General features: G+C 68.3%; 21 protein-coding genes and 1 pseudogene. 4 read left to right on the top strand and 18 right to left on the bottom strand.

Annotation, left to right across the window (positions count from 1 at the left end; genetic code table 11):
* Window positions 1-4 precede the first annotated feature (4 nt).
* The 3 genes and pseudogenes from KL771_RS03300 to KL771_RS03290 all read right to left on the bottom strand — a co-directional run bounded on the left by KL771_RS03300 (window position 5) and on the right by KL771_RS03290 (window position 3,182).
* The gene (locus tag KL771_RS03300; protein WP_261967143.1) at window positions 5-1,012 is read right to left on the bottom strand and encodes a DUF6384 family protein; all 1,008 of its coding nucleotides are present in this window, start codon (window positions 1,010-1,012) and stop codon (window positions 5-7) included.
* Window positions 1,005-2,177 carry a cell surface protein gene (locus KL771_RS03295; protein ID WP_261967142.1) on the bottom strand — a complete coding sequence of 391 codons (1,173 nt, stop codon included), beginning with the start codon at window positions 2,175-2,177 and terminating at the stop codon, window positions 1,005-1,007. The genes KL771_RS03300 and KL771_RS03295 overlap by 8 nt, the downstream gene beginning before the upstream one ends.
* A gap of 175 nt (window positions 2,178-2,352) precedes the next feature.
* A pseudogene (locus tag KL771_RS03290) lies at window positions 2,353-3,182 on the bottom strand (SDR family oxidoreductase).
* A gap of 143 nt (window positions 3,183-3,325) precedes the next feature.
* Here KL771_RS03290 and KL771_RS03285 point away from each other — a divergent pair.
* Entirely contained in the window at window positions 3,326-3,700 is a 375-nt protein-coding gene (locus KL771_RS03285) for a winged helix-turn-helix transcriptional regulator (RefSeq protein ID WP_261967141.1), read from the top strand.
* Window positions 3,701-3,739: 39 nt separating this feature from the next.
* Here KL771_RS03285 and KL771_RS03280 read toward each other — a convergent pair whose 3' ends face one another.
* The 7 genes from KL771_RS03280 to KL771_RS03250 all read right to left on the bottom strand — a co-directional run bounded on the left by KL771_RS03280 (window position 3,740) and on the right by KL771_RS03250 (window position 10,619).
* A complete protein-coding gene (locus KL771_RS03280) occupies window positions 3,740-4,264 on the bottom strand; it encodes a DUF934 domain-containing protein (RefSeq protein WP_261967140.1) in 525 nt (174 codons plus the stop codon).
* A gap of 10 nt (window positions 4,265-4,274) precedes the next feature.
* The gene (locus KL771_RS03275) at window positions 4,275-5,030 is read right to left on the bottom strand and encodes a phosphoadenylyl-sulfate reductase (RefSeq protein ID WP_261967139.1); all 756 of its coding nucleotides are present in this window, start codon (window positions 5,028-5,030) and stop codon (window positions 4,275-4,277) included.
* Window positions 5,017-6,675, bottom strand: a complete 1,659-nt coding sequence (locus tag KL771_RS03270; RefSeq protein ID WP_261967138.1) for a nitrite/sulfite reductase — start codon at window positions 6,673-6,675, stop codon at window positions 5,017-5,019. The genes KL771_RS03275 and KL771_RS03270 overlap by 14 nt, the downstream gene beginning before the upstream one ends.
* A gap of 16 nt (window positions 6,676-6,691) precedes the next feature.
* Window positions 6,692-7,024, bottom strand: coding sequence for a DUF2849 domain-containing protein (locus tag KL771_RS03265; protein WP_261967137.1), 333 nt, complete (start codon window positions 7,022-7,024; stop codon window positions 6,692-6,694).
* Window positions 7,025-7,339: 315 nt separating this feature from the next.
* Window positions 7,340-8,506, bottom strand: coding sequence for an acetyl-CoA acetyltransferase (locus KL771_RS03260; protein WP_261967136.1), 1,167 nt, complete (start codon window positions 8,504-8,506; stop codon window positions 7,340-7,342).
* Window positions 8,507-8,625: 119 nt separating this feature from the next.
* The gene (locus tag KL771_RS03255; protein WP_261967135.1) at window positions 8,626-9,384 is read right to left on the bottom strand and encodes an SDR family NAD(P)-dependent oxidoreductase; all 759 of its coding nucleotides are present in this window, start codon (window positions 9,382-9,384) and stop codon (window positions 8,626-8,628) included.
* 35 nt (window positions 9,385-9,419) lie between these two features.
* On the bottom strand, window positions 9,420-10,619 hold the full coding sequence (locus tag KL771_RS03250; RefSeq protein ID WP_261967134.1) for an MFS transporter: 1,200 nt from the start codon (window positions 10,617-10,619) through the stop codon (window positions 9,420-9,422).
* Between the two features lie 444 nt (window positions 10,620-11,063).
* Here KL771_RS03250 and KL771_RS03245 point away from each other — a divergent pair, with 444 nt between their 5' ends.
* On the top strand, window positions 11,064-11,669 hold the full coding sequence (locus KL771_RS03245; protein WP_261967133.1) for an NUDIX domain-containing protein: 606 nt from the start codon (window positions 11,064-11,066) through the stop codon (window positions 11,667-11,669).
* Window positions 11,670-11,762: 93 nt separating this feature from the next.
* On the opposite strand, the gene KL771_RS28285 is transcribed toward KL771_RS03245, so the two are convergent.
* Both KL771_RS28285 and KL771_RS03235 read right to left on the bottom strand, forming a co-directional pair.
* Window positions 11,763-12,083, bottom strand: coding sequence for a hypothetical protein (locus KL771_RS28285; RefSeq protein ID WP_315901471.1), 321 nt, complete (start codon window positions 12,081-12,083; stop codon window positions 11,763-11,765).
* Window positions 12,043-12,897 carry a hypothetical protein gene (locus KL771_RS03235; protein ID WP_261967132.1) on the bottom strand — a complete coding sequence of 285 codons (855 nt, stop codon included), beginning with the start codon at window positions 12,895-12,897 and terminating at the stop codon, window positions 12,043-12,045. Before KL771_RS03235 ends, KL771_RS28285 begins: the two co-directional genes overlap by 41 nt.
* A gap of 339 nt (window positions 12,898-13,236) precedes the next feature.
* Here KL771_RS03235 and KL771_RS03230 point away from each other — a divergent pair, with 339 nt between their 5' ends.
* Entirely contained in the window at window positions 13,237-13,980 is a 744-nt protein-coding gene (locus KL771_RS03230) for a glucose 1-dehydrogenase (RefSeq protein WP_261967131.1), read from the top strand.
* Window positions 13,981-14,085: 105 nt separating this feature from the next.
* Here the strand turns inward: KL771_RS03230 and KL771_RS03225 are convergent, their stop codons facing one another.
* Together KL771_RS03225 and KL771_RS03220 are read right to left on the bottom strand one after the other, a co-directional pair.
* Complete coding sequence (locus KL771_RS03225; RefSeq protein WP_261967130.1) at window positions 14,086-14,640, bottom strand: DUF1236 domain-containing protein; 555 nt, start codon at window positions 14,638-14,640, stop codon at window positions 14,086-14,088.
* A 383-nt stretch (window positions 14,641-15,023) separates the two neighbouring features.
* Entirely contained in the window at window positions 15,024-15,437 is a 414-nt protein-coding gene (locus KL771_RS03220; protein WP_261967129.1) for a hypothetical protein, read from the bottom strand.
* Between the two features lie 166 nt (window positions 15,438-15,603).
* On the opposite strand from KL771_RS03220, the gene KL771_RS03215 reads away from it, so the two are divergent.
* Window positions 15,604-15,924: a hypothetical protein gene (locus tag KL771_RS03215; RefSeq protein ID WP_261967128.1), complete on the top strand. Its 321-nt coding sequence runs from the start codon at window positions 15,604-15,606 to the stop codon at window positions 15,922-15,924.
* 284 nt (window positions 15,925-16,208) lie between these two features.
* On the opposite strand, the gene KL771_RS03210 is transcribed toward KL771_RS03215, so the two are convergent.
* The 4 genes from KL771_RS03210 to KL771_RS03195 form a co-directional block, all read right to left on the bottom strand.
* Window positions 16,209-16,763 (bottom strand): hypothetical protein, encoded by a 555-nt coding sequence (locus KL771_RS03210; protein ID WP_261967127.1) that lies wholly within the window; start codon window positions 16,761-16,763, stop codon window positions 16,209-16,211.
* Window positions 16,764-17,282: 519 nt separating this feature from the next.
* Window positions 17,283-17,819 (bottom strand): transposase, encoded by a 537-nt coding sequence (locus KL771_RS03205; RefSeq protein ID WP_261967620.1) that lies wholly within the window; start codon window positions 17,817-17,819, stop codon window positions 17,283-17,285.
* 98 nt (window positions 17,820-17,917) lie between these two features.
* A complete protein-coding gene (locus KL771_RS03200; RefSeq protein ID WP_261967126.1) occupies window positions 17,918-19,216 on the bottom strand; it encodes an NAD(P)/FAD-dependent oxidoreductase in 1,299 nt (432 codons plus the stop codon).
* Window positions 19,217-19,241: 25 nt separating this feature from the next.
* Complete coding sequence (locus tag KL771_RS03195) at window positions 19,242-20,633, bottom strand: aspartate aminotransferase family protein (protein ID WP_261967125.1); 1,392 nt, start codon at window positions 20,631-20,633, stop codon at window positions 19,242-19,244.
* Window positions 20,634-20,676 lie beyond the last annotated feature (43 nt).

The following is a 20,676-nucleotide window of genomic DNA, read 5'->3' as shown; positions in this document are numbered from 1 at the left end:
GGGGTCACCAGCCGGATGTGATGGTGCCGCCGAGGACCGTCACGGTCCAGGTCGGCTCCAGGGTGCCGCGGGTCTTCTGCCCGATCACCGCATGTTGGATGATGCCGTCATCGGCCTTGTCGCGGCGGACATCCTCGAACACCTGCGGGCTGACGCGGATGCCGAACCGGTCGACCACGGTGGTCTTCTGGTCCTCCTCGCTGGTGATCGGCAGCTTGAGCACCGACCCGTCCGGCGCCAGGGCCTCGACGATCAGATAGTAGTTGCGCCCGCCGGTGGCGCGCGGCACCCGCCAGATGCCGGATTGCTCGCCAGGGCGCGAGACGATGCGCAGGCTGTATTCGCGGCGCAAGTCGCCGAGCAGGGTGTTCATGCTGGCGACCGCCTGGCGCGCGGCGGCGGCCTCCTTGCGTTCGAGCGCACTGCGGCCGTCGGCCAGGATCGCGCCGGCGCGGCTGCGCGCCTCGGCGACCCGCGCCTCGGCCTGGACGGCCTGATAGGCCCGGTCGAGCTCGCCCGGCAGGGTCTGGGTGATCTCGATGCGCGCCTGTTCGGCGGCGCGTTCCGAGGCGCCGACCCAGAAATAGCTGTAGGCGCCCCAGCCCAGCGCCACCACCAGCGCCACCGTGCCGGCCTGGCGCAGGATGCGGCCGCGGTCGATCCAGACCAGTGCGAGCGAACGCGCCAGCCCGGGTGGCGGCGGGGTATAGACGAAGCGCGCGGCGGCGAGCGAGCGCACGCCGTCGATCAGCACCCGGTCGGTGACCTCGATGCCCTGGCTGCGATAGATCTCGCGCAGCCGCTCGACCAGCTGGCTCTCGCGCGCCTCCTGGTCGAGCTCGCGCGCCACCAGGGCATCCTGATGGCGCAGCGTGTCGACGACATCCATCGCCATCATGATGTCGTCGAGCTTCGCCTCCTGCGCCGGGGCGGGCGCGGAACCGGGCTCGGCCGAGGCATTGGGCGGTGCCGGCACGAGGGCCGGCGCGGCCGCCGGGCTTGCGTCAGACATTGAAGCTCTGCTGGCCTTCCGCGATCAACTGGGCGATCCGACGCTTGCCGTCCTCGACCGCATCGCGGATCTCGGCGGAGTTCTGGGTCGACAGCTTGCGCATCTCGTCGATGATCACCGTCGACTTCTCCTGGAAGTTGACGATCGAGTCGACCAGTTTCTTGACCGCGTCGGCGCGGACCGTCGGGCCGTAGCCGGCCTTGACGGCCTCCTCCTGGATCTTGCCGCCGATCTCGGCCAGCACCTCGATCGACTTGGAGACGCCCTCCTTCATGGCGTTCAGGCTCTCGGTCGATTCATGCAGGCCGAACATGCCGGTGAACGAGGCCTTGAGCGCGGTCAGGACCGAATCGTTGGTCGAGAAGAAGCTGACCGCCTGCTGGTAGACCCGTTCCTTGGCGTTGGTCGTCTGCATCAGACGCGCCATGATGACCTCGGAGGTGTTGTAGCCGATGGTCAGGTTGTCGGAGAGATCCTTGGCGATCTGGTAGCGCTTGTCCTCGTCCTGGGTACGGCGCAGTTCCTCGTCGCGGACCAGTTCGAGCTTGGCCTTCTCGGCGATGTCGCCGGTGAATTCGGCCACCACCTTGGAGGCGGCGTCGAGCTTCGCCTTGGCGGCGGCGAGGCGCTCCTCGGCCTTCTTGAGGATCTCGAGCGCCATCACTTCCGACTGCTTCAGCGCGCCGCGGAAGTCCCGGTAGGCCTCCAGGATGATCGCCTCGCGCTCGATCTGGTTGCGCGTCTCCTTGGTGACCTCGAGATAGACCGCGCGAATTTTGTCGAAGCGGTCGGCGATGTCGCCGCGCGACAGCTTCATCCAGACATTGGTGGCGCGTTCGAAGACGTTGATCTTGCCGTCGGAGATCTGATCGACCATCGCCTTGGCGTCGTCGCGGATCGAATTGAAGCCGTCGGTGATCAGCTTGTAGCGCTCGCCGACCGTCATGCCGGCGACCTGCTCGCGCACGACCTCGTTGAAGACCGAGTTCTGGCCGAGGGTGCGCGCGATGACGACGATCTTGTCCTTGTCGAGGTCGGCGATCTTCTCCAGGAGTGCGATCACCGGGGCGTCCTCGGTGCGGCTCGGCGCGACGCCCATCTTCTTCAGCCCGCTGACGGCGCGGTCGAGATACTGCATCGGGGTCTTCACGACGACATCGGACACGAGTTCAACTCCCTTTCGCGCTGCGCCAACCGGGGCGCGCGGAGACATGTAGTGTCCGACGATGGATACTCCAGGGCAATGGCGGCTGGAAGACGCGGCGAATGCGCATGGGACAAGGGGCGGCCCGGCGGACCGCCCCTCTCAGCGATGAAAGTCGGCAGGTGGCGCCGGCCGGTCAGCCCTTCAGGGCCGCGGCATGCTCGGCGATCCAATCTTCGAGCGCGCGCGGCTTGTGGCCGGTCAGCAGCGCCACATAGTTGGTGGTCGCGCCCGTCCAGCCCTCGCGGACGGGGTAGAAGATCGAGGCCAGGAAGGCGGCATAGCCGGGCGTGACGCCGGCGCCGGTCAGCATGGCGATGAAGGCCTCGTCGGTTGACGCCTGGTAGGCGATCGGCCGGCCGAGATCAGCGCCGCGGCCTCCGCATAACCGATCGCGCGCGGACCCGTGAGCGGATAGGCGGCGCCGTCATGGGCGGTGGTGGTCAGCACGGCGGCCGCCACGTCGGCGATGTCGCGGGTGTCGATGAAGGCGCTCTGGCCCTCTCCGGCCGGCACGGCAATCACGCCGGCATGGACGCCATGGCCCCAGAAGTTCAGGAAATTGTCCTGGAACCAGTTCGGCCGCAGGATGACATAGGGCGTGCCGGACGCGATCAGGAACAGTTCGACCTGGCGATAGGGGATCTCGTCGACGGCATCGACGCCCCAGGCGGTCATCAGCACGACCTTGACCTTGCGCTCCGCCGCGGCGGCGATGATCGGCTTCAGGGCGGCGATCACGTCTTCCGTCCCGGTCGGCGCCAGAACGAAGGCGCGGTCGACGCCGTCGAGGGCGGCCGCGAAGGTGGCCGGATTGCCGTAGTCGAAGGCGACGCCTTCCGCGCCCTCGACGGCCTGGCCGCCGCGCGAAGCCGCCTTGACGCTCTCGCCCTTGGCGAGCAGCGCCTTGACCAGAGACTTGCCGATGGTGCCGGTGGCGCCGAGGACCAGGATCTTTCCGCTCATTGCATTCCCCTTGATATGGTTTCGATTGGAAACCAAGCGTCGATGGATTATGCAGATAGCGAGAACGCATCCTGCTGTGAAGAACGCACTTTGCGGTTAGGTGGTCACCTGCCGGTAACCGCCCCGCCGCCGGAGGTCCCGCGATGGACTATGCCTACGATGTCTACAAGAAGAACTGCCCGACCCGGCTGGTGCTGGACCGTCTCGCCGACAAATGGGCGCTGCTTATCCTGATCCGCCTCGGCGAGAAGCCGATCCGCTTCAATCAACTGCGCCGGGAGATCGAGGGCGTGTCGCAGAAGGTCCTGTCGGAAACGCTGCGCAGCCTGGAACGCGACGGCCTGGTCGACCGCGCCGTATTCGCGACCGTGCCGGTGACGGTCGAGTATTCGATCACACCCCTCGGTCGGACCCTGGTCGAGACCGCACAGGCCCTGACCCGCTGGGCAGAGGCCAATGTCGAAGCGATCGTGGCTGCGCAGGCGGCCTACGACGCCCGCACCGGCGCTGCGGCGTGACCGGCCTTGACGGTCCGTCCGCGGCGTAGCCGGGGGCGGCTACTCGGCCGCGGCGCGCGGGGCTTGGCGCAGCCAGGGGCGGCCGGCCAGCGGCTTCGTCGCGGCGTCGGCGGCGGGCTGGTAGAAGAACGGCACCAGCGGCAGGCGGCCCTCGGCGAGCGCCTTGCGGGTCGGCTCATTGACCACCTCGAAGGCGGTGAAGCCGGAGCGCTGCATGAAGGGGACGAGGTCGATCAGCACGTCACCGGTTGCCCGCAATTCGCCGGCGTAGCCGTGCCGCTCGCGCAGGATGCGGGCATGCGAGAAGCCGCGGCCGTCGTTGAATTTCGGGAAGCGGACGACGATGACGGGGAAGCGGTCGAGATCGGCGGCGATGTCGTCGAGATTGTCGGCGGGCTCGACGAGCAGGCCGACGGCCGCATTGGAGGCGGCGAGCGCGTCGCGTTCGGCGAGGTAGCGCGCCTTGCCGATGACGACGCCGCCGGCAGCCGGCAGCGGCGCGTCGGCGGCGAGGACCGGCCAGTCCTGGGCCTGGAAACGGCCGTCCCGGAATACATCGCTCATGCCCGTTCCCTCAGATACCGCTGCCATCGGCCTCAAGGCCGAAATGGATACCGCATTCGATCTTCTCTGTCCCGCGCCAGCGCCCGGCGCGGTCGTCCTCGCCCTCCGCCACACGGGTCGTGCAGGGCATGCAGCCGACCGACCGGTAGCCCTGTTCGACCAGCGGATGCGGCGGCAGGTCGTGGGCGGTCGCATAGGCGGCGAGATCGGCCGGCATCCAGGCGGCCAGCGGGTTGACCTTGACCCGGGTGCCTTCGGTCTCGAAGACCGGGATCGCCGTGCGCGTGGCGGCCTGGAACCGCTTGCGGCCCGAAATCCAGGCGTCGAACCCGTCGATCCCGACGGCCAGCGGCTCGACTTTCCGGATCTTGCAGCAGAGATCGGGGTTGCTCGCCCACAGGATGCCGTCCGGATCGGCGGCGGCGAGGCGCGCCGGATCGGGCGTCAGGGTGCGCACGTCAGTCAGGCCGAGCCGCGCGACCAGCCGGTCGCGGTAGCGCAGCGTCTCGCCGAACAGCTTGTCGGTGTCGACGAACAGGATCGGCGTGTGCCGGTCGACCTGGGCGACCAGATGCAGCATCACCGCCGCCTCGGTGCCGAAGGAGGAGACCAGCGCGATCCGGCCCGGAAACAGGGTGTGGATCGCGATGTCGAGCAGCGCCGTGGTCGGCAGGCCGCCATAGAGCGCGTCGAGCGCGGCGGCGTCGGGGAGCAGCGTCGCGCCCGCGACGCCGCCCTCCGCAAGGCTGAGGTCAGGCCGCCCCATAGAGGGCCTCCTTGAAGGGCTGCAGGCCAAGCCGGCGATAGGCCTCCAGGAAGGTCTCGTCGGGCGAATGGCGCCGGGCCACATAGGTGTCGACGATCGTCTCGATGGCGTCGACGACCTCGGCGGTCGAGAAGCCGCGGCCGGTGATGTCGCCGATCGACGCCGTCTCGTCGGCCGAGCCGCCGAGCGTCAGCTGGTAGAATTCCTCGCCCTTGCGGTCGACGCCCAGGATGCCGATGTGGCCGACATGGTGGTGCCCGCAGGCATTGATGCAGCCGGAGATCTTGATCTGCAGCGGGCCGATCTCGGCCTGCCGGTCGGGCGCGCCGAGCCGCTCGGAGATGCGCTGCGCCACCGGGATGGAGCGCGCATTGGCGAGGCTGCAATAGTCGAGGCCCGGGCAGGCGATGATGTCGGAGGCCAGCCCGACATTGGCGGTGGCGAGGTCGGCGGCGACGAGGCCGTCATGGACCGCCTTCAGGTCGTCGCGCCGGACATGGGCGAGGATCAGGTTCTGCACATGGCTGACCCGGATCTCGCCGAAGGCGTACCGGTCGGCGAGATCGGCGACCGCCTCCATCTGCTCGGAGGTGGCGTCGCCCGGAATGCCGCCGACCGGCTTCAGCGAGACGGTCAGCGAGGCGTAGCCGGGCTGCTTGTGCGCGTGGACATTGGCGCGCACCCAAGCCCGGAAGGCCGGATCGGCCGCCTCGGCGGCGGCCTGCGCGGTGCTTTCGGCCGGCAGGGTGTCGAATGTCGGCGGGGCGAAATAGGCGGCGATCCGCTCGATGTCGCCATGCGGCAGCTTGAGCGCGCCGTCGCGGATGCGCTCGAACTCCTCCTCGACCTGCTCGCGCACGGTCTCCAGGCCCGCCTCGTGCATCAGGATCTTGATGCGCGCCTTATACTTGTTGTCGCGCCGGCCATAGAGGTTGTAGACGCGCAGGATCGCCTCGCAATAGGCGAGCAGGTCCTCCTCGGGCAGGAAGTCGCGCAGGTGCCAGGCCGTGAACGGCGTCCGGCCGAGGCCGCCGCCGATGAACACCTCGAAGCCGATCCGGCCCGCGTCGTCGCGGACGATCTGCAGGCCGATGTCGTGCACCCGGATCGCCGCACGGTCATGGGCGGCGCCCGAGATGGCGACCTTGAACTTGCGCGGCAGGAACGAGAATTCCGGATGCAGGCTCGACCACTGGCGCAGGATTTCGGCATAGGGGCGCGGGTCGGCGATCTCGTCGGCGGCGGCGCCGGCGAACTGGTCCGCGGTCACGTTGCGGATGCAGTTGCCCGAGGTCTGGATCGCGTGCATCTCGACCGCGGCGAGCTCGGTCAGGATGTCCGGGATGTCCTTCAGCGCCGGCCAGTTGAACTGCAGGTTCTGGCGCGTGGTGAAATGGCCGAAGCCGCGATCGTACTTGCGGCCGATCGCCGCCAGCGTGCGCAACTGGCGGGAATTGAGCGTGCCGTAGGGGATCGCGATGCGCAGCATGTAGGCGTGCAGCTGCAGATAGACGCCGTTCATCAGGCGCAGCGGACGGAACTGCTCCTCGGTCAGCTCGCCGGCCATGCGGCGCTGCACCTGGTCGCGGAACTGGTCGACGCGGGCCTGGACGAACTGCTGGTCGAACTCGTCGTAACGGTACATGGCGGCGATCCTGTCGTCAGGCGATCTTGGGCTGGTTGTCGTTCGCCTTGGGCGTGGCCGGGCGCTCGTCCGCGAAGGCGCCGGCGACGGTCGGCCCCGCCGCGCGGATGCGCTCGCGCAGCGATTTCGGCACGATCCCGCCGGCGGTAACCTCGACCTCGACCGCATAGGGCTCGACGACGTTGAGTTCGCTGACGGCGGGATTGGACTTGGCCAGCGCGGCCTCGACGAAGGCCTTGTCGTCGGCGACGGCGGCGCGGTTCACGTCCTCGACCCAGGCCAGATCCCCGGTCAGCCAGACGACGCGGCCGTCGGTGAGGCGGTTGGCGGTGATGACCTGACTGGGCACGGGCGGGGACCTTTCGAGCGGCGGATCCCGGCGGATCCTGGTCCCGTTGATATACGCGCTGCAGCAAATCCCGGCGCCGTCAGGAATTCCTTTTTCTTTTCCAAGTCTAGAAAATCATTTCGGGCGATCGCCCGGATGCGCCAAGCCATTCGGGCGCGGTTGGCGGCCGACGGACGAAAACCGGCGCGCGATCGGTCGATCGTCGCGCCGGGCGGGCGTTGCATGGAATGAATTTGCGCCAACCCGCCGCAATCGAGCCGGCCGCTTCGCGCCCGCGGGATCGAAATGCTCCGGCGGGCGCGCTTCGGGAAAAGTCTACTTCAGCGTCTGCAGGATGGAGACGTAGTTGGCGACCGCGGCGCCGCCCATGTTGAAGATGCCGGCCAGTTCGGCCCCGGGGACCTGCATGTCGCCGGCCTCGCCGGTCAGCTGCATCGAGGTCATGACATGCATCGAGACGCCCGTGGCGCCGATCGGATGGCCCTTGGACTTCAGGCCGCCGGAGGGGTTGACCGGCAGCCTGCCCTCCTTGGTGGTCCAGCCTTCGAGAATGGCGCGCGCGCCCTGGCCCTCAGGGACGAGGCCCATCGCCTCGTATTCGATCAGTTCGGCGACCGTGAAGCAGTCGTGCGTCTCGACGAAATCGAGATCCGACAGGGTGACGCCGGCGGATGCGAGCGCCCGGGCCCAGGCGACCGAGCAGCCCTCGAACTTCAGGATGTCGCGCTTCGACATGGGCAGGAAGTCCTGCGCATGGGCGAGGCCGCGGAAGGCGACGGCCTTCTTCATGCCGAGGGCGGTGGTCATGTCGGTCAGCACCAGCGCGGCGGCGCCGTCGGAGACCAGCGAGCAGTCGGTCCGCTTCAGCGGGCCGGCGACGAAGGGATTCTTGTCGCTCTCGGTGCGGCAGAAGTCGAAGCCGAGATCCTTGCGCATCTGCGCATAGGGGTTGGCGACGCCGTTCTTGTGGTTCTTGGCCGCGATCGCGGCGAGCGCGTCGGACTGGTCGCCCCAGCGCTGGAAGTAGCCGTCCGCGATCTGGCCGAACACGCCGGCGAACCCGCCCTGCGTGGCGCCGTCCTCGGGCAGGTAGGAGGCCTTGAGCAGGATGTTGCCGATCTCCGGCCCGGGCGTCCGCGTCATCTGCTCGACGCCGACGACGAGCACGAAGCGGGCGGTGCCGGCACGGATCGCCTTGACGCCCTGGTGGACGGCGGCCGAGCCGGTCGCGCAGGCATTCTCGACCCGGGTCGTGGGCTTGAAGCGGAAGGCGTCGTCGGCCTGCAGCACCAGCGAGGCTGTGAAGTCCTGCGCCGAGAAGCCGCCGTTGAAATGACCAAGCACGATCTCGTCGATGTCGCCGGCCTCGAGCCCGGCATCGGCGACCGCCTGGGTGGCGACGCGGCCGATCAGCCCCTCGACGGTCTCGGCATCCTGTTTCCCGAACGGCGTATGGGCCCAGCCCACGATGGCAGCGGTCATGGTCGTCTCCTCGGCGATTTTCTTCGTCGCGGCGCAGCATAGCCGGCCGTGCGACAGCGCGGAACAGGCCCGAACGGCGGATCGGGTCTGCACCGCGTGCGACGCCCGCCGGCCGGGGTTCAGAAGGCCAGCCGCAGGGCGCCGCCGTCGACCGGGATGGTGACGCCGTTGACATAGGAGGCCGGCCCCGAGGCCAGGAAGGCGATGACGGCGGCGGCCTCGTCGGGCTCGCCGAAGCGGCCGGCCGGGATGTTCTGCGCGATGAAGGCCGCGCGCGCTGCCTCGGTCGGGTGCAGCCTTTCCATGATCTGCGGGCTCTTGATCCGGCCCGGCGCGACGCAGTTGACCGTGACGCCCTCGGCGGCGAAGCGCGCGGCCATCGATTTCGACCAGCTCTCCAGCGCCGCCTTGGCGGGCGAGGCGGCATTGACGGCCTTGATGATCACCGCGCCGGAGACGTTGACGACGCGGCCCCACCCGTGCCCGGCCATCAGGGGGGCGAGGCGATGGGTCAGGCGGCGGGCGGCGTCGAAATTGAGCGCGAAGGCCTCCTCCCAGGCGGTCTCGTCGTCGAGAGCGGCGAGCGGACGGGAGCCGCCGGCATTGTTGACCAGGATGTCGACCCGGCCGAAGGCGTCGAGCGCCCGGTCGGCGAGCGTGCCGGCCGTCTCGGGGCGGGCGAGGTCGCCGGTCAGGACCAGGGGTTGCGTGCCGCCGTCGCGGACGATGTCCGCGGCGAGATCGTCCAGCACGGCGACATTGCGGCCGGCCACCGCCAGTTTGGCGCCGGCTCGGGCGAGCATCAGCGCCGTCGCCCGGCCGATGCCGGTGGTCGCGCCGGTGACCAGGGCGACCCGGCCGTCGATCTGCAAATCCATGATTTCGGTCTCCTCCACGCCGCCGCGGCAGCGGTTCAGTCCCGCGCCGGCCGCGCGTCGCGTGCGAGCAGATAGACGGCGAGCGCCGCCGTCAGGGCGACCGCGAAGCCGCCGAACAGGATCGCGAAGGTCGCGGCGGGCGGGGTGCCGGCCGCCGCGAAATGCCCGACCAATATGCCCGAGACCGGCTGCAGCAGACCGGCGCCGCCGATCATGCAGGCATTCATCAGGCTGAGACCGCGGCCGAGCACATGTTCGGGCAGGAAGGCGCGGGCATGGGCCATCGCCACACCGTAGGTCATGCCGAAGGCGCCGATCGCCGCAAAGGCGATCGTGGCGCCGATCACGCCGACTTCCGGACGCAGCGCCAGCACGGCCAGCGCCGCCACGGTTACGGCCGAACCGCTGGCCACCACCCATTTGCGGGTGCCGAACAGACGGTCGAGCGGGCCGTAGACGAAGCTGCCCAGGATCATGGCGAAGCCCATCACCATCACCGCATTGCCGCGGTCGAGCGGACCCAGGCCGTGCACTTCCGAGAAATAGGGCCCGATCCACAGGCCGCGCACCGCCGCCAGGATCGGATAGCCGGTCAACGCGAGCGGTATCATCGGCCAGAGTTCCCGGATGCGCAGCACCTCGCCCATGGCGAAGGGGTTGCCGGTCGCCTTGGCGGCACCTGCAGGGGGCGGCGGATCGCGCAGCAATAGTGCGACCGCCGCCGCGCCGGCCAGCGTCAGCACAGCGACCGACAGCATCGCATTTCGCCAGCCGATCGCCGCGACCGTGGCGGCGAAGGGCGTCGCCGCGAAGATGTTGCCGAGCGAGCCGACGCCGACGATGGCCGACGACAGGGTCGCGAAGCGCGCCGCGCCGGCCGTCCGGCCGATCACGAACAGCGCGCCCATGAAGACCGGCGCGCAGCCGATGCCGATCAGCGCCATGCCGGCGACCGGATGCCAGGGTCGGGAGGCGACACCGAACAAGGCGCTGCCGGCGACGGCGGCCAGCATCAGCACCGATACGGTCACGCGCGGCCCGATCCGATCGAATGCCATGCCGATCGGCACCTGCGCCAGCGCGAAGGCGGCGAAGAAGGCGCCGGAGACGAGCCCCAGGTCGGCCGGATCGAGACCGATGTCGCGCGCCAGTTCGGGCGCGATCACGGCCAGGAAGGCACGAAAGAACTGGCTGAGCAGATAGGCGGCGACCAGAACCGCGTAGGTGACGACCAAGGCGAACTCCCGGGGCGCGGCCTCCCGTGCCGGGTCCGGACGGACCCATCGCGGTGACGCTGCCCTTATCATGTGAGGCTTGAACGAAGTCCCGTTCGCACGGGTCCCGCCCGGCAGGGCTGCCCAAGATAGAGGCATTCCGCTCGCTGACCAGTCATCGCCGCGCCGGGCCGCTCCGTCCGTTCGGCAGAGCTCCGTGGCGGCGATCGGCCCGTGGGATGCATTTCCCTTACGTCAACTGTTGCCGCCAACGCTCTGACTTTGCGGCAGAAAGCGGGATGGCCCGGCAAATGGCCGGCCGCTTTCTCTTCGCGTGGGCGCACCAGTGCCGTTTGCGGCATTTTCGATACGCTGCCGCTTCGCCGCGCCGGTCGCGACGCTTGCGGTTTTGCCCACGGACCCGCTTGCGATAGGAAGGGAGTTCGAACTGGCCGGAGTCTCCCCATGTCCCAGCGCTTCCGTATCCTCGGCCGATCCACGGTTTATAGCGGCTTCACCACGCTCGAGGTTGCCGACCTGGAAGTGACGTTCCGGTCGGGCGAAGTGCGCCGGATTCGCCGGGAAATCGAGACCCATGGCTCCGGGGCGGCGATCCTGCCGTTCGATCCGGTCCGTCGCGTCGCCGTGATGGTGCGCCAGCTGCGCGTGCCGATCGCGGTGGCGGGCGAGGACGACGCCTATCCGCTGGAGGCGATCGCCGGCCTGCTCGATGTCGAGGGGGAGGGGCCCGAAGCGACCGCCCGGCGCGAGGCCGAGGAGGAGGCCGGCCTGTCGGTGTTCGACATGCTTCCGGTGGCGGCGACCTACTCGACCCCGGGCATCTCAACCGAGAAACTGCATCTGTTCCTGGCCGAGATCGATATCCACCAGGCCCGCACCGGCGCCGGCGGTGGCGCGGCCGAGGAGCACGAGGACATCGAGGTCGTCGTCATCCCGCTGGCCGAACTTGCCGAACGCGCCGACCGGGGCGAACTTCAGGATCTGAAGACCTTCGCGCTGGTCCAGTCGCTGCGGCTCGCCCGTCCGGCGCTGTTTGCCGATATCGAGTGAGCCGCCGGCCGCGTCGGGACGGCCGGCCGGTGACCGCGACAGAGGCCGCGGCAGCCGATCCCCGACGCCGCCGCCGCGATCCGGCATGTCCCGTCAGCGAATGTAGCGGATGCTCGGATGATACGGGTTGGCGTGCCAGTGGCACCGGATTTCCCGGTGGTACGGCCCTTCGCCCGGATAGGCGTGGAAGTGGCAATTGTCGCCGTTGTTCGGCTGCGCCGGGCGGGCATAGACCCGCGGCGGCGGCCGGTCGGGCGGGATCGCCCCGGGCGGCACATAGCCGGGCGGGCCGTAATAATAGGGGCTGCCGTAGCCGTAGGGGTAGTAGGACCGCCGGTAGCGGTAGGTCGTGACGGTATCCTCGTCATCGTCGTCATAGACCGGCGATCCGGGCGCTGGCCGGCGCTCGGCCATGCGCGGTGCCGGGCCGTAGGTGCCGGTACCCGCGCGCGGATCGATCGGATAGCCGTAGGGATCGACGCGACGCCCGCCGGCGTCGCCCGCCCGGTCCTCCGGATGCGGCGCGACTGCCGTGCGGCGGGCCGCCGCCGTGGGGGGGCGGGGGGGGGGGGCCCCCCCCCCGGCCCCCGGGAGGCGGCGCCACGGCCGTGCGCCGGCCGCCGGCGTTGGGATCGCGGCGGGTGGCCTCGGTCGTCTTGCGCGGCGCCGGCTTGCCCGCCGCCTTGCGTTCGACCGGCTTGGCATCGTCGGGCCGGCGGACCGGTTCCGGCGTCGTGGTGGTGGCCGCCGTTTCGGCGTCGGAGCGCGGCGGCTTGGCGGGCACGATCTCGTCGGCCTTGGCATCCTCGGCCCGGGCGGGACCCGGCACGCGGTCGGTCGCAGGCCGGGTTCCGACACCGGCCGTCTCAGGCTTCGGCTCCGTCGTCGATTTCGGTTCGGTCGCCGAGACGGCCGGCTTGCCCGAGGCCGGGCTCTGGTCGCCGCCCTTGGAGAGGTCGATGACGCGGACATTGGAGCCGTCGCCGGATGGCGCCGCGCTGGCGCCCGCGGCTCCCGACGGCGTCCCGACCGTCTGGCCGCCGCTGGTTTCCTGGCGTTTCGGATCCGGACGCGGGCCTTCGCCGCGCGGCGTGCCCTTGCCGGAGATATAGGGCAGGCTGCCGCCGGACGTGCTCGGCCCGGACGCCTCCTGCGCCATGGCGGTCGCCGCCGCGAGGGAACCGGCGAGAAGAGTCGAGGCAAGCAGCAGGTTTTGTGCGCGACGCATGACGGATCCCGGTCACTGGCAGGAAGGCCTCGGTAGCGAGGCAACCGCCAGGAAGGTGAAGGCGGATAAGGGCGACACGGTGACTGCGCGATGACGCGCTCCGGACCCCAACGCGGCACTGTCCGGGCGGTTCCGCCGCAGGCGGCCCGGTCACCATCGCCGATGCGCCGTCAATTTTCCGTTGCTGTGAGGTTGTCCTGCGCTCGGCGGCCGCAGACCGCGGCGACGGTCCCTCTCCCGGTTGCCGGTGGACATGCTAGAGGAGGGGCGGCCGGGGTCGGGCGGCCGGCACAGCGACGCAGGCGCTCCACGAGGGCGCGGATCAAGGGGGAAGGAACCATGCGGCTCAAGGACAAGATTGCGATCGTGACCGGTGCGGCCTCCGGCTTCGGCCGCGGCATCGCCGAACGCTTCGCCGCGGAGGGCGCCCGGGTGGTGGTCGCCGACATCAACGAGGATGGCGCCAAGGCGGTCGCGGCGGCGATCGGCGCGGGCGCCGTGGCGGTCGCCTGCGATGTCGCGCGCCGCGCCGACGTGGAGGCGATGGTGGCCGCCGCCGAGCGGCTCGGCGGTCTCGACATTGTCGTCAACAATGCCGGCGCCACCCATCGCAACGGCCCGATGCTCGACGTGACCGAGGAGATGTTCGACCGCATCTTCGCCGTCAACGTGAAGTCGGTCTTCCTTTCGGCCCGCGCCGCCGTCCCGGTCATGCAGAAGCGCGGCGGCGGCGTGATCATCAACACCGCCTCGACGGCCGGCCTGCGCCCGCGGCCCGGCCTGACCTGGTACAACGCCTCCAAGGGCGCCGTGATCACCGCGACCAAGTCGATGGCGGTCGAGCTGGCGCCGATGAAGATCCGTGTCAACTGCCTCTGCCCGGTCGCCGGCGAGACCGCCATGCTGGCCGATTTCATGGGCACCGACACGCCCGAGATGCGCGCGAAATTCGTCGCCTCGATCCCGCTCGGCCGCCTGTCGACCCCGCGCGACATCGCCAATGCGGCCCTGTTCCTGGCCAGCGACGAGGCCGATTTCGTGACCGGCGTCGCGCTCGAGGTCGACGGCGGGCGCTGCATCTGACGGCCGCGCCGCGGCCCGGCTCCGCTGGCGGCAGCGGGCCGGTCGGACGAAGATGGCGCGGAGCCGAAGCCCCGCGCCCCCTTCATGTCCGTGGCGCCGGTCGGATCACCAGCGATCGACGATGCGGACCACGCGCCGGCTGTGCGGCTCGACCAGGAGCCGGCGGCCGTGCGGGTCGGCGACCCAGCTGTAGCCGGCATAGCCGTAGCGCGGCGGCACCGGCGTCAGCATGACCGTATGCGGCAGGACCGTGCCGACCATGACCGGCCGGTCGAGCATGACCGGGGACGGATCGTAGCCGACGGGTGAGCCGGTCCAGGTCGGACGGCGGCGCTGCAGGCCGTCGTCCTCGTCGTCGCGCCAGTCGGCCCGCTCGCGCCAGCCGTCCGGGCGGGCCGGCACGATGGTGCGCTCGGTCACGGTGCGCTCGTGGACGACCACGCCGCCCCGGCCGGGATCGTAGAGCCGCGGCGGCGGCGGAGGCCGCCGGACGACGACCTGGGCTTCGAAATCCGGCCCGATGCCGCGCGGCGGCACCGGGGAACGCCAAGTCTGCTCGGTATAGTCGCCGCCGTCGGGTTCGCCATAATAGGTATCTGCCGCAGAGGCGGCGCTCGTCAGCGCAAGCCCGGCGGTCAAGGCCAGTACACTCCTCAACATGACACACTCCCTCGATTGTTGAAGCCGGCGCGCTCGGTATCGAGACCCTGCGCGCCTTGCCCCCAATCGGCGCCGCCCCGCGGCCGGTTCCCCCGCCGCCGGAAGGGCCGCCGCCAGCCCGCACCCTCGAAAGTCGGCGCGGATTCTGTCCCGTTCGCGGCCGAACCACGGCGCTCCCACGGAGAGCTCCGCGCATTCCGGCGACAGTTAATGCTTTGGGTGAGGAGGGGGCAGACTGAGGGAGCCCGTGCCAGGGCGGCCCCCGCGGACACCATGCCGCGCCGTACGCCAGTCTCGGACCGATCCGACCTCCCGAAAATGAAAGACCGGCCAGATCGGCCGGTCGCATCGGTCACGGGCGGAACGGTGGCCAAACGGTCCGGCTATTTGAAATCCTGCATCTGCATGAGGTCCGCGCTGCCCGCCACCGCCTGCGCCTTCACGACGCCGACTTCGAACTGGCGGACCGGCACCACGACGGAGCGTCCGGCCACCGTCGTCTCCAGTTGAGCCGGTATGGCGTCCCTGTCAGCATTGCGCGCGACATAGACCGCCAGCACCTGTCCGGCGCCGCCTGCAGCGTCCTGAATGCCGACGCCGCTCACACCGGACACTGCCATCAGCCGGGCTTCGTGCTGCCGGAGCGCGGCTTTCGCCTCTCTGATTCCAACCATGGCTTGCCTCTTGCCGCAGTGCGGCAGCATTGTTGATCGTTCGGAATGGGCACGCAACAGCAAACTGTCAGCGCAGGATATCGATATCCAACGCAGACAACACATCGCTTGTGGTTTGATCAAGGCGGACGGTATCCATCCGCCTCGTGAATTTGAACCAACTACTCTTTGAATACATTGTCCATTTAATCTGACATTTGCGGGATGCAAATGTTAGATTCTGGACCTATATATCAGTGCGACTCAACTTGAGATTGTGTTAGCCTAGGCCCTCGGTAGGGAGGAGACCATGGGAACAGTTGCACAGGCAGTCGAGAGGCTGGCAGATGCGGCCGAAAAGTTGCTGTTCGAAACGGAGCGCCTGCGCCGTGACATCATGCGACTTCGGCAACGTATTGAACCGTTCGATGGTGAGCGCGCTATCCCTGAACCGATCAAAGTCGAGTTTGGTAAGCGTTGGACGGCTGCCGAAGCGTTGGACATGATCGGCGCAGCCCGAAAGGCAATCGCAGGACACGAGATCGATTTAGGCGCCATCCGTTCGTTGATGGACACGATAGAGAAAGACGCTTATTCACGCGAAGAGCTGAAGCCGTGGCTTAAGCCTTAGAAAAACATTCTGAATGAAAGCGACATCACCTGCGAGCCGAGCGATCTGCGCGCGCAGGAATCCTATATTAATCCTCGCGTTGTCCATGCTGCTTCGCCGCATAAGCTGCGACCAATAGCTCCTTGACCTTCACGTCGTCCGACCTGACACGCACGTTCACGATGGCGGCCTGTTAGTAACAAGAAGCACGGTACAGTGGCCGGGTTTTCCGCATTCCGAACGAGAAGGCAGCGCCACGCCTCTATAAGTCACGCCATGCCACGCCACACCTGCCGCCTCGGCAGTCATGAGAATACGCCGCCTCGCTCCGCTGCGCCCCCGCCCGCAGGCGGCGACGGTGCTTCGTCGTTGCCGTCTTCAGCGTCTCGGTAAATCTGTGCGTCTCGTTGATCATCAGGGCTCGGTTCGTCCGGCGGTTCGGCAAGTTTGTTTCGGACGCGCCACCCAGATCGGCCTTCGGCCTTGAACTCATCTGAACTTGAAAGCATGGCGCTCAAATTGTTCAGTGGCGGGTTGCCGGCAATCACGACACCTTGTGACAGGACAAACTCCAAGATTTCGCGTGTCGGTACGGGCGCCAAGCTCCGCCCCACAAACTCCTTTGCTAAAGCCAATGCGCGCGCACGCTCCGGTGACTGCACCCGTCTCATTTGGACAGTTTGACGGTGCGACTGCGCGGGCGCCTCGACAATCGTGGCGGGCTCGCTGGCCTTAGCACCCACATAGAGCGCCATTATTTTGCGTAATTCGCGGAGCCGCACGAAGCGGATGTCACGATCGAGTTCGCCTTCAAGTTCGGCGATTTCCGCCGCCAACGCTGCCATGAAATTCTGGCCCATAGGTCCCTCCCATCAAGGATGAGGGACGATACCACTTGTTGTCACATATTGGTAGCGTCGCCACGCCACGACCTATTGATCATTTCGTGCGGGCGGTTTATGAGTTCAAAAGCCCATATGCAAACGGCCCGAATCGAGGGGTAGCCGCCCCAAGATCGAGCCGTTTGATGGGATACCTTCCGGCGGGTTTGAACTCCCGACGCCGGCCGGCGGATAGGCACGGCGAGTAGCAATGCCTTTCTACGCATATAGCATCGCCGTGCCATCCGATCAACACGGGGTCTCCAAAAGGAGGCCTACCAATGTCGGCACATCGTGCTTGTCATTGGGTCCGTGAACACATGCGCGTGTCCAAGTTCGGACTCGTGCATATGGTCACGGGCTATTGGCGCTGTTGCGATAGTAACAGCTAGACGCTTTCAGTTCCGCCGGGCTTGCATTTGTGTCCCGGCGGGACTTCGTCACTCTCATTAAGTGTCGACCGTCGCGGGAGTACATCCCGCGGCGGCCTTTTTGCTTTTAGAATTCGATATTTTTGGCAACTTCTTTCGGCCTTACGCGGGCGAATCGTTGAGGGCTTCGCCGAAATCTATATCTACCCCGAACGGCGGTCCGGTGTTCCGGTCGCCGGCCATGCGATCGATCCTTATGGCGCAGATGGCCTTCGACACACGCGAATCGGTCGTTCATGAGGCCCGTCACCTTCATGACACGGCGATTGAAGCGCCACGTCATCTCGTCCAGATGTCGCTGCAGATGCTTCGCCGAAACCCAATTATGAATGCCGATGATCTGGCGCTTCAGGAGCGAGCACACGCTTTCAATGCCGTTCGTGTGGATCGTGTAGTCTCGCACATACTCACCTAGCGAATGGTTGTCCGTGTAGTGGCAGAAGTTCGTGCGGAGGCTAAGAAAGGCTCGGTCCTGATCGGGCATGAACGAAGAGCCGCGCTTCAAATTCGTCCCCACGGCGCCCTTGATCGTCGCGCCTGTTTGGTCCGCGATGTGTACAAGTCTCCCGGGGCCACGCAGTGTGCCATAGGTCGTCTCCAGCATGGCGTTCACGTCGAGAACTTCGGCAATGCTGTAGTCGGAGTTCTGCCCGAACTTCCGCTCCTTGGTGCCGCGTCGCGACGTGCAGCTATTGATAGCGGCTAAAGCCGGTCCCGCAGGGCGTACCAGGTCATGGCCAGGACCAGGGACGGGTGGCGCAGGAGGCGGCCGCCGGGGAAGCGGCGGGCGGGGAGGGCGGCCAACACGTCGAAGCGGGCGGTGTCGCCGGCGATCGCCTCGGCGATCAGGCGGCCGGCGAAGGTGGCGAGGCTGACGCCCTGGCCGGAATAGCCGGCGGCCGTATAGAGGCCTGGCTTCAGGCGTCGGATGAAGGGCAGCCGCGACATGGTCACCGCGAGCGTCCCGCCCCAGGCGAAATCGATCGCCGCATCAGCCAGTTGGGGATAGACCTTCAACATATGCGAACGCACGAATGTCTTCAGATCCTGGGGGAAGTCGCGCCGGTAGGTCTCGCCGCCGCCGAACACCATCCTGCCGGCCGCATCGAGCCGCCAGTAGTGCACGACGAAGCGGCTGTCGGAGACCGCCTCGCGGCCCGGGATCAGGCGATCCGCGCGCGCGCCGAGCGGCTCGGTCGCCAGCACATAGTTGTGGATCGGCATGACATGGGCGTCGGTCTCCGCCTCCAGCCCGGCGAGATAGCCGTTGCAGGCGACCAGCACGACGTCGGCCGTCACGGTGCCGGTCGGCGTCACGATGCGCGGGCGCGCGCCCGGTTCGATCCGCAGCGCCGGCGTCGCCTCGTGCAGGGTGGCGCCGGCGGTCTCGGCGGCGCGGGCGAGGCCGAGCGCGAAGTCGAGCGGCTGCAGATGGCCGGCGGTCGCGTCGCGGGTGCCGCCGAAATAGACCCCGGTCCCGATCGCCGCCGCCAGCGCCGCCGCATCGAGTTCTGTGACGCCGTCGAGGCCGTAGTCGCGGCGGAGCCTGTCGGCCTGGCGCCACATCGGCTCGACATAGCGGCGCTTGTGGGCGGCATGGATCAGGCCGTCGCGCCAGTCGCAGGCGATGGCGTGGCGCGCGATCAGGTCTTTCACCGTCGCCTTGGCGGCTTCGCCGAGGTCGAACAGGGCGCGGGCCCGGTCGCGGCCGAACCAGGCTTCGAGCGTATCGACATCCTGGCGCTGGCCGGAATGGAGCTGGCCGCCATTGCGCCCCGACGCGCCCCAGCCGATCCGGTTGGCCTCCAGGAGCACGACCCGGCGTCCGGCCTCGGCCAGATGCAGCGCGGCGGAGAGGCCGGTATAGCCGCCGCCGATGATGCAGACATCGGCATTGCGGTCGCCGTCGAGCGCCGGGCGGTCGCGGGGATCGCGAGCGGTGGCGGCATAGAGCGACGGGGCATGCGGCGACGCGCGCGACGCTTGCGGGTGCGCGGTCATCCGAGGCTCCCGGTCCGCGCCGGCATCATCCGAACACGCCGCGCCGCTTCAGCTCCTCGTAGGTGAGGTCGAGGGTCTGGCGGGCGAGGCGGACCAGGTCGTCGGCCTCCGCATGGGTCAGCGTCAGCGGCGGCGCGATGATCAGGCTGTCGCGCACGGCACGCATGACCAGGCCGTTCTGGAACGCGAAATCGCGCGCGATCGAGCCGACCGCGCCGGTCGGCGTGAAGCGGTTGGAGATGTTCTTGGGGTCGGGCACCAGTTCCAGCGCGCCGATCAGCCCGACCATGCGCGTCTCGCCGACGATCGGATGGTCGGCGAGCGCCGCCCAGCGGGCCTGCAGATAGGGGCCGATATCGTTGGCGACGCGCTCGACCAGGCCCTCGCGCTGGATGATGTCGAGATTGGCCAGAGCCGCGGCCGCGCAGGTCGGGTGACCCGAATAGGTATAGCCGTGGTAGAATTCCTCGCCGAGATTGACGAGCACGTCGGCGACCTTGTCGGAGACCATGACGCCGCCGAGCGGCAGGTAGCCGGAGGTGACGCCCTTGGCGATGGTCATCAGGTCCGGCTCGATGCCGAAATAGTCCGAGCCGAACCAGCGGCCGGTGCGGCCGAAGCCGCAGATGACCTCGTCGGCGACCAGCAGGATGTCGTATTTCCGGCAGATGCGCTGGATTTCCGGCCAGTAGCTGGCCGGCGGGATGATCACGCCGCCGGCACCCTGGATCGGCTCGCCGATGAAGGCGGCAACATTCTCGGGGCCGAGCGTGCGGATCATCCGTTCGAGATCGGCCGCCGCCTGCAGCCCGAAGGCGTCGGGCGCCATGCCGTGGCCCTCGCCGAACCAGTAGGGCTGGCGGATATGGACGATGCCGGGGATCGGCAGGCCGCCCTGGGCATGCATCGGCTTCATGCCGCCGAGCGAGGCGCCGGCCATGGTCGAGCCGTGATAGGCATTGTGCCGGGCGATCACGATCTGCCGGTTCGGCTGGCCCTTCAGCGCCCAATAGTGGCGCACCATGCGCAGCACAGTGTCGTTGGCCTCGGAACCCGACGAGGTGAAGAAGACCTTGTTGATATGGGCCGGCGCGATCGCGGCGAGGCGTTCGGCGAGGCGGACCGCCGGCGCGTTGGTGGTCTTGAAGAAGGAATTGTAGAAGGCGAGCTCGCCCATCTGGGCATGGACCGCGTCGGCGATCTCCTGGCGGCCGTGGCCGACATTGGTGCACCACAGCCCGGCCATGCCGTCGAGCAGCCGGTTGCCTTCGGAATCCCACAGCCAGACGCCGTCACCCTTGACGATGACTCGCGCCCCCTCCTCGGCCAGGGCCTTGTGGTCGGTGAACGGGTGCAGGTAGTGGCGGGCGTCGGCGGCGCGCAGGTCCGCGGTCGGATAGAGGTTCGACTGGAGCATGGCATCCTCGGGCCGGTCTCGGCGGAAGGGCGGCGGGGCGGAT

Origin of the sequence: Prosthecodimorpha staleyi (assembly GCF_018729455.1) — a bacterium.
In the GTDB taxonomy this organism is placed as follows: Bacteria; Pseudomonadota; Alphaproteobacteria; order Rhizobiales; family Ancalomicrobiaceae; genus Prosthecodimorpha; species Prosthecodimorpha staleyi.
This window is presented reverse-complemented; position numbering and strand designations above follow the sequence as displayed.

Coding starts and splice junctions, on each gene's coding strand:
- KL771_RS03300 (WP_261967143.1), bottom strand. CDS start 1,012: ATGTCTGACGCAAGCCCGGCGGCCGCGCCGGCCCTCGTGCCGGCACCG.
- KL771_RS03285 (WP_261967141.1), top strand. CDS start 3,326: ATGGACTATGCCTACGATGTCTACAAGAAGAACTGCCCGACCCGGCTG.
- KL771_RS03280 (WP_261967140.1), bottom strand. CDS start 4,264: ATGAGCGATGTATTCCGGGACGGCCGTTTCCAGGCCCAGGACTGGCCG.
- KL771_RS03275 (WP_261967139.1), bottom strand. CDS start 5,030: ATGGGGCGGCCTGACCTCAGCCTTGCGGAGGGCGGCGTCGCGGGCGCG.
- KL771_RS03270 (WP_261967138.1), bottom strand. CDS start 6,675: ATGTACCGTTACGACGAGTTCGACCAGCAGTTCGTCCAGGCCCGCGTC.
- KL771_RS03260 (WP_261967136.1), bottom strand. CDS start 8,506: ATGACCGCTGCCATCGTGGGCTGGGCCCATACGCCGTTCGGGAAACAG.
- KL771_RS03255 (WP_261967135.1), bottom strand. CDS start 9,384: ATGGATTTGCAGATCGACGGCCGGGTCGCCCTGGTCACCGGCGCGACC.
- KL771_RS03245 (WP_261967133.1), top strand. CDS start 11,064: ATGTCCCAGCGCTTCCGTATCCTCGGCCGATCCACGGTTTATAGCGGC.
- KL771_RS28285 (WP_315901471.1), bottom strand. CDS start 12,083: ATGGCCGAGCGCCGGCCAGCGCCCGGATCGCCGGTCTATGACGACGAT.
- KL771_RS03235 (WP_261967132.1), bottom strand. CDS start 12,897: ATGCGTCGCGCACAAAACCTGCTGCTTGCCTCGACTCTTCTCGCCGGT.
- KL771_RS03230 (WP_261967131.1), top strand. CDS start 13,237: ATGCGGCTCAAGGACAAGATTGCGATCGTGACCGGTGCGGCCTCCGGC.
- KL771_RS03225 (WP_261967130.1), bottom strand. CDS start 14,640: ATGTTGAGGAGTGTACTGGCCTTGACCGCCGGGCTTGCGCTGACGAGC.
- KL771_RS03215 (WP_261967128.1), top strand. CDS start 15,604: ATGGGAACAGTTGCACAGGCAGTCGAGAGGCTGGCAGATGCGGCCGAA.
- KL771_RS03210 (WP_261967127.1), bottom strand. CDS start 16,763: ATGGGCCAGAATTTCATGGCAGCGTTGGCGGCGGAAATCGCCGAACTT.
- KL771_RS03205 (WP_261967620.1), bottom strand. CDS start 17,819: ATGCTGGAGACGACCTATGGCACACTGCGTGGCCCCGGGAGACTTGTA.
- KL771_RS03200 (WP_261967126.1), bottom strand. CDS start 19,216: ATGACCGCGCACCCGCAAGCGTCGCGCGCGTCGCCGCATGCCCCGTCG.
- KL771_RS03195 (WP_261967125.1), bottom strand. CDS start 20,633: ATGCTCCAGTCGAACCTCTATCCGACCGCGGACCTGCGCGCCGCCGAC.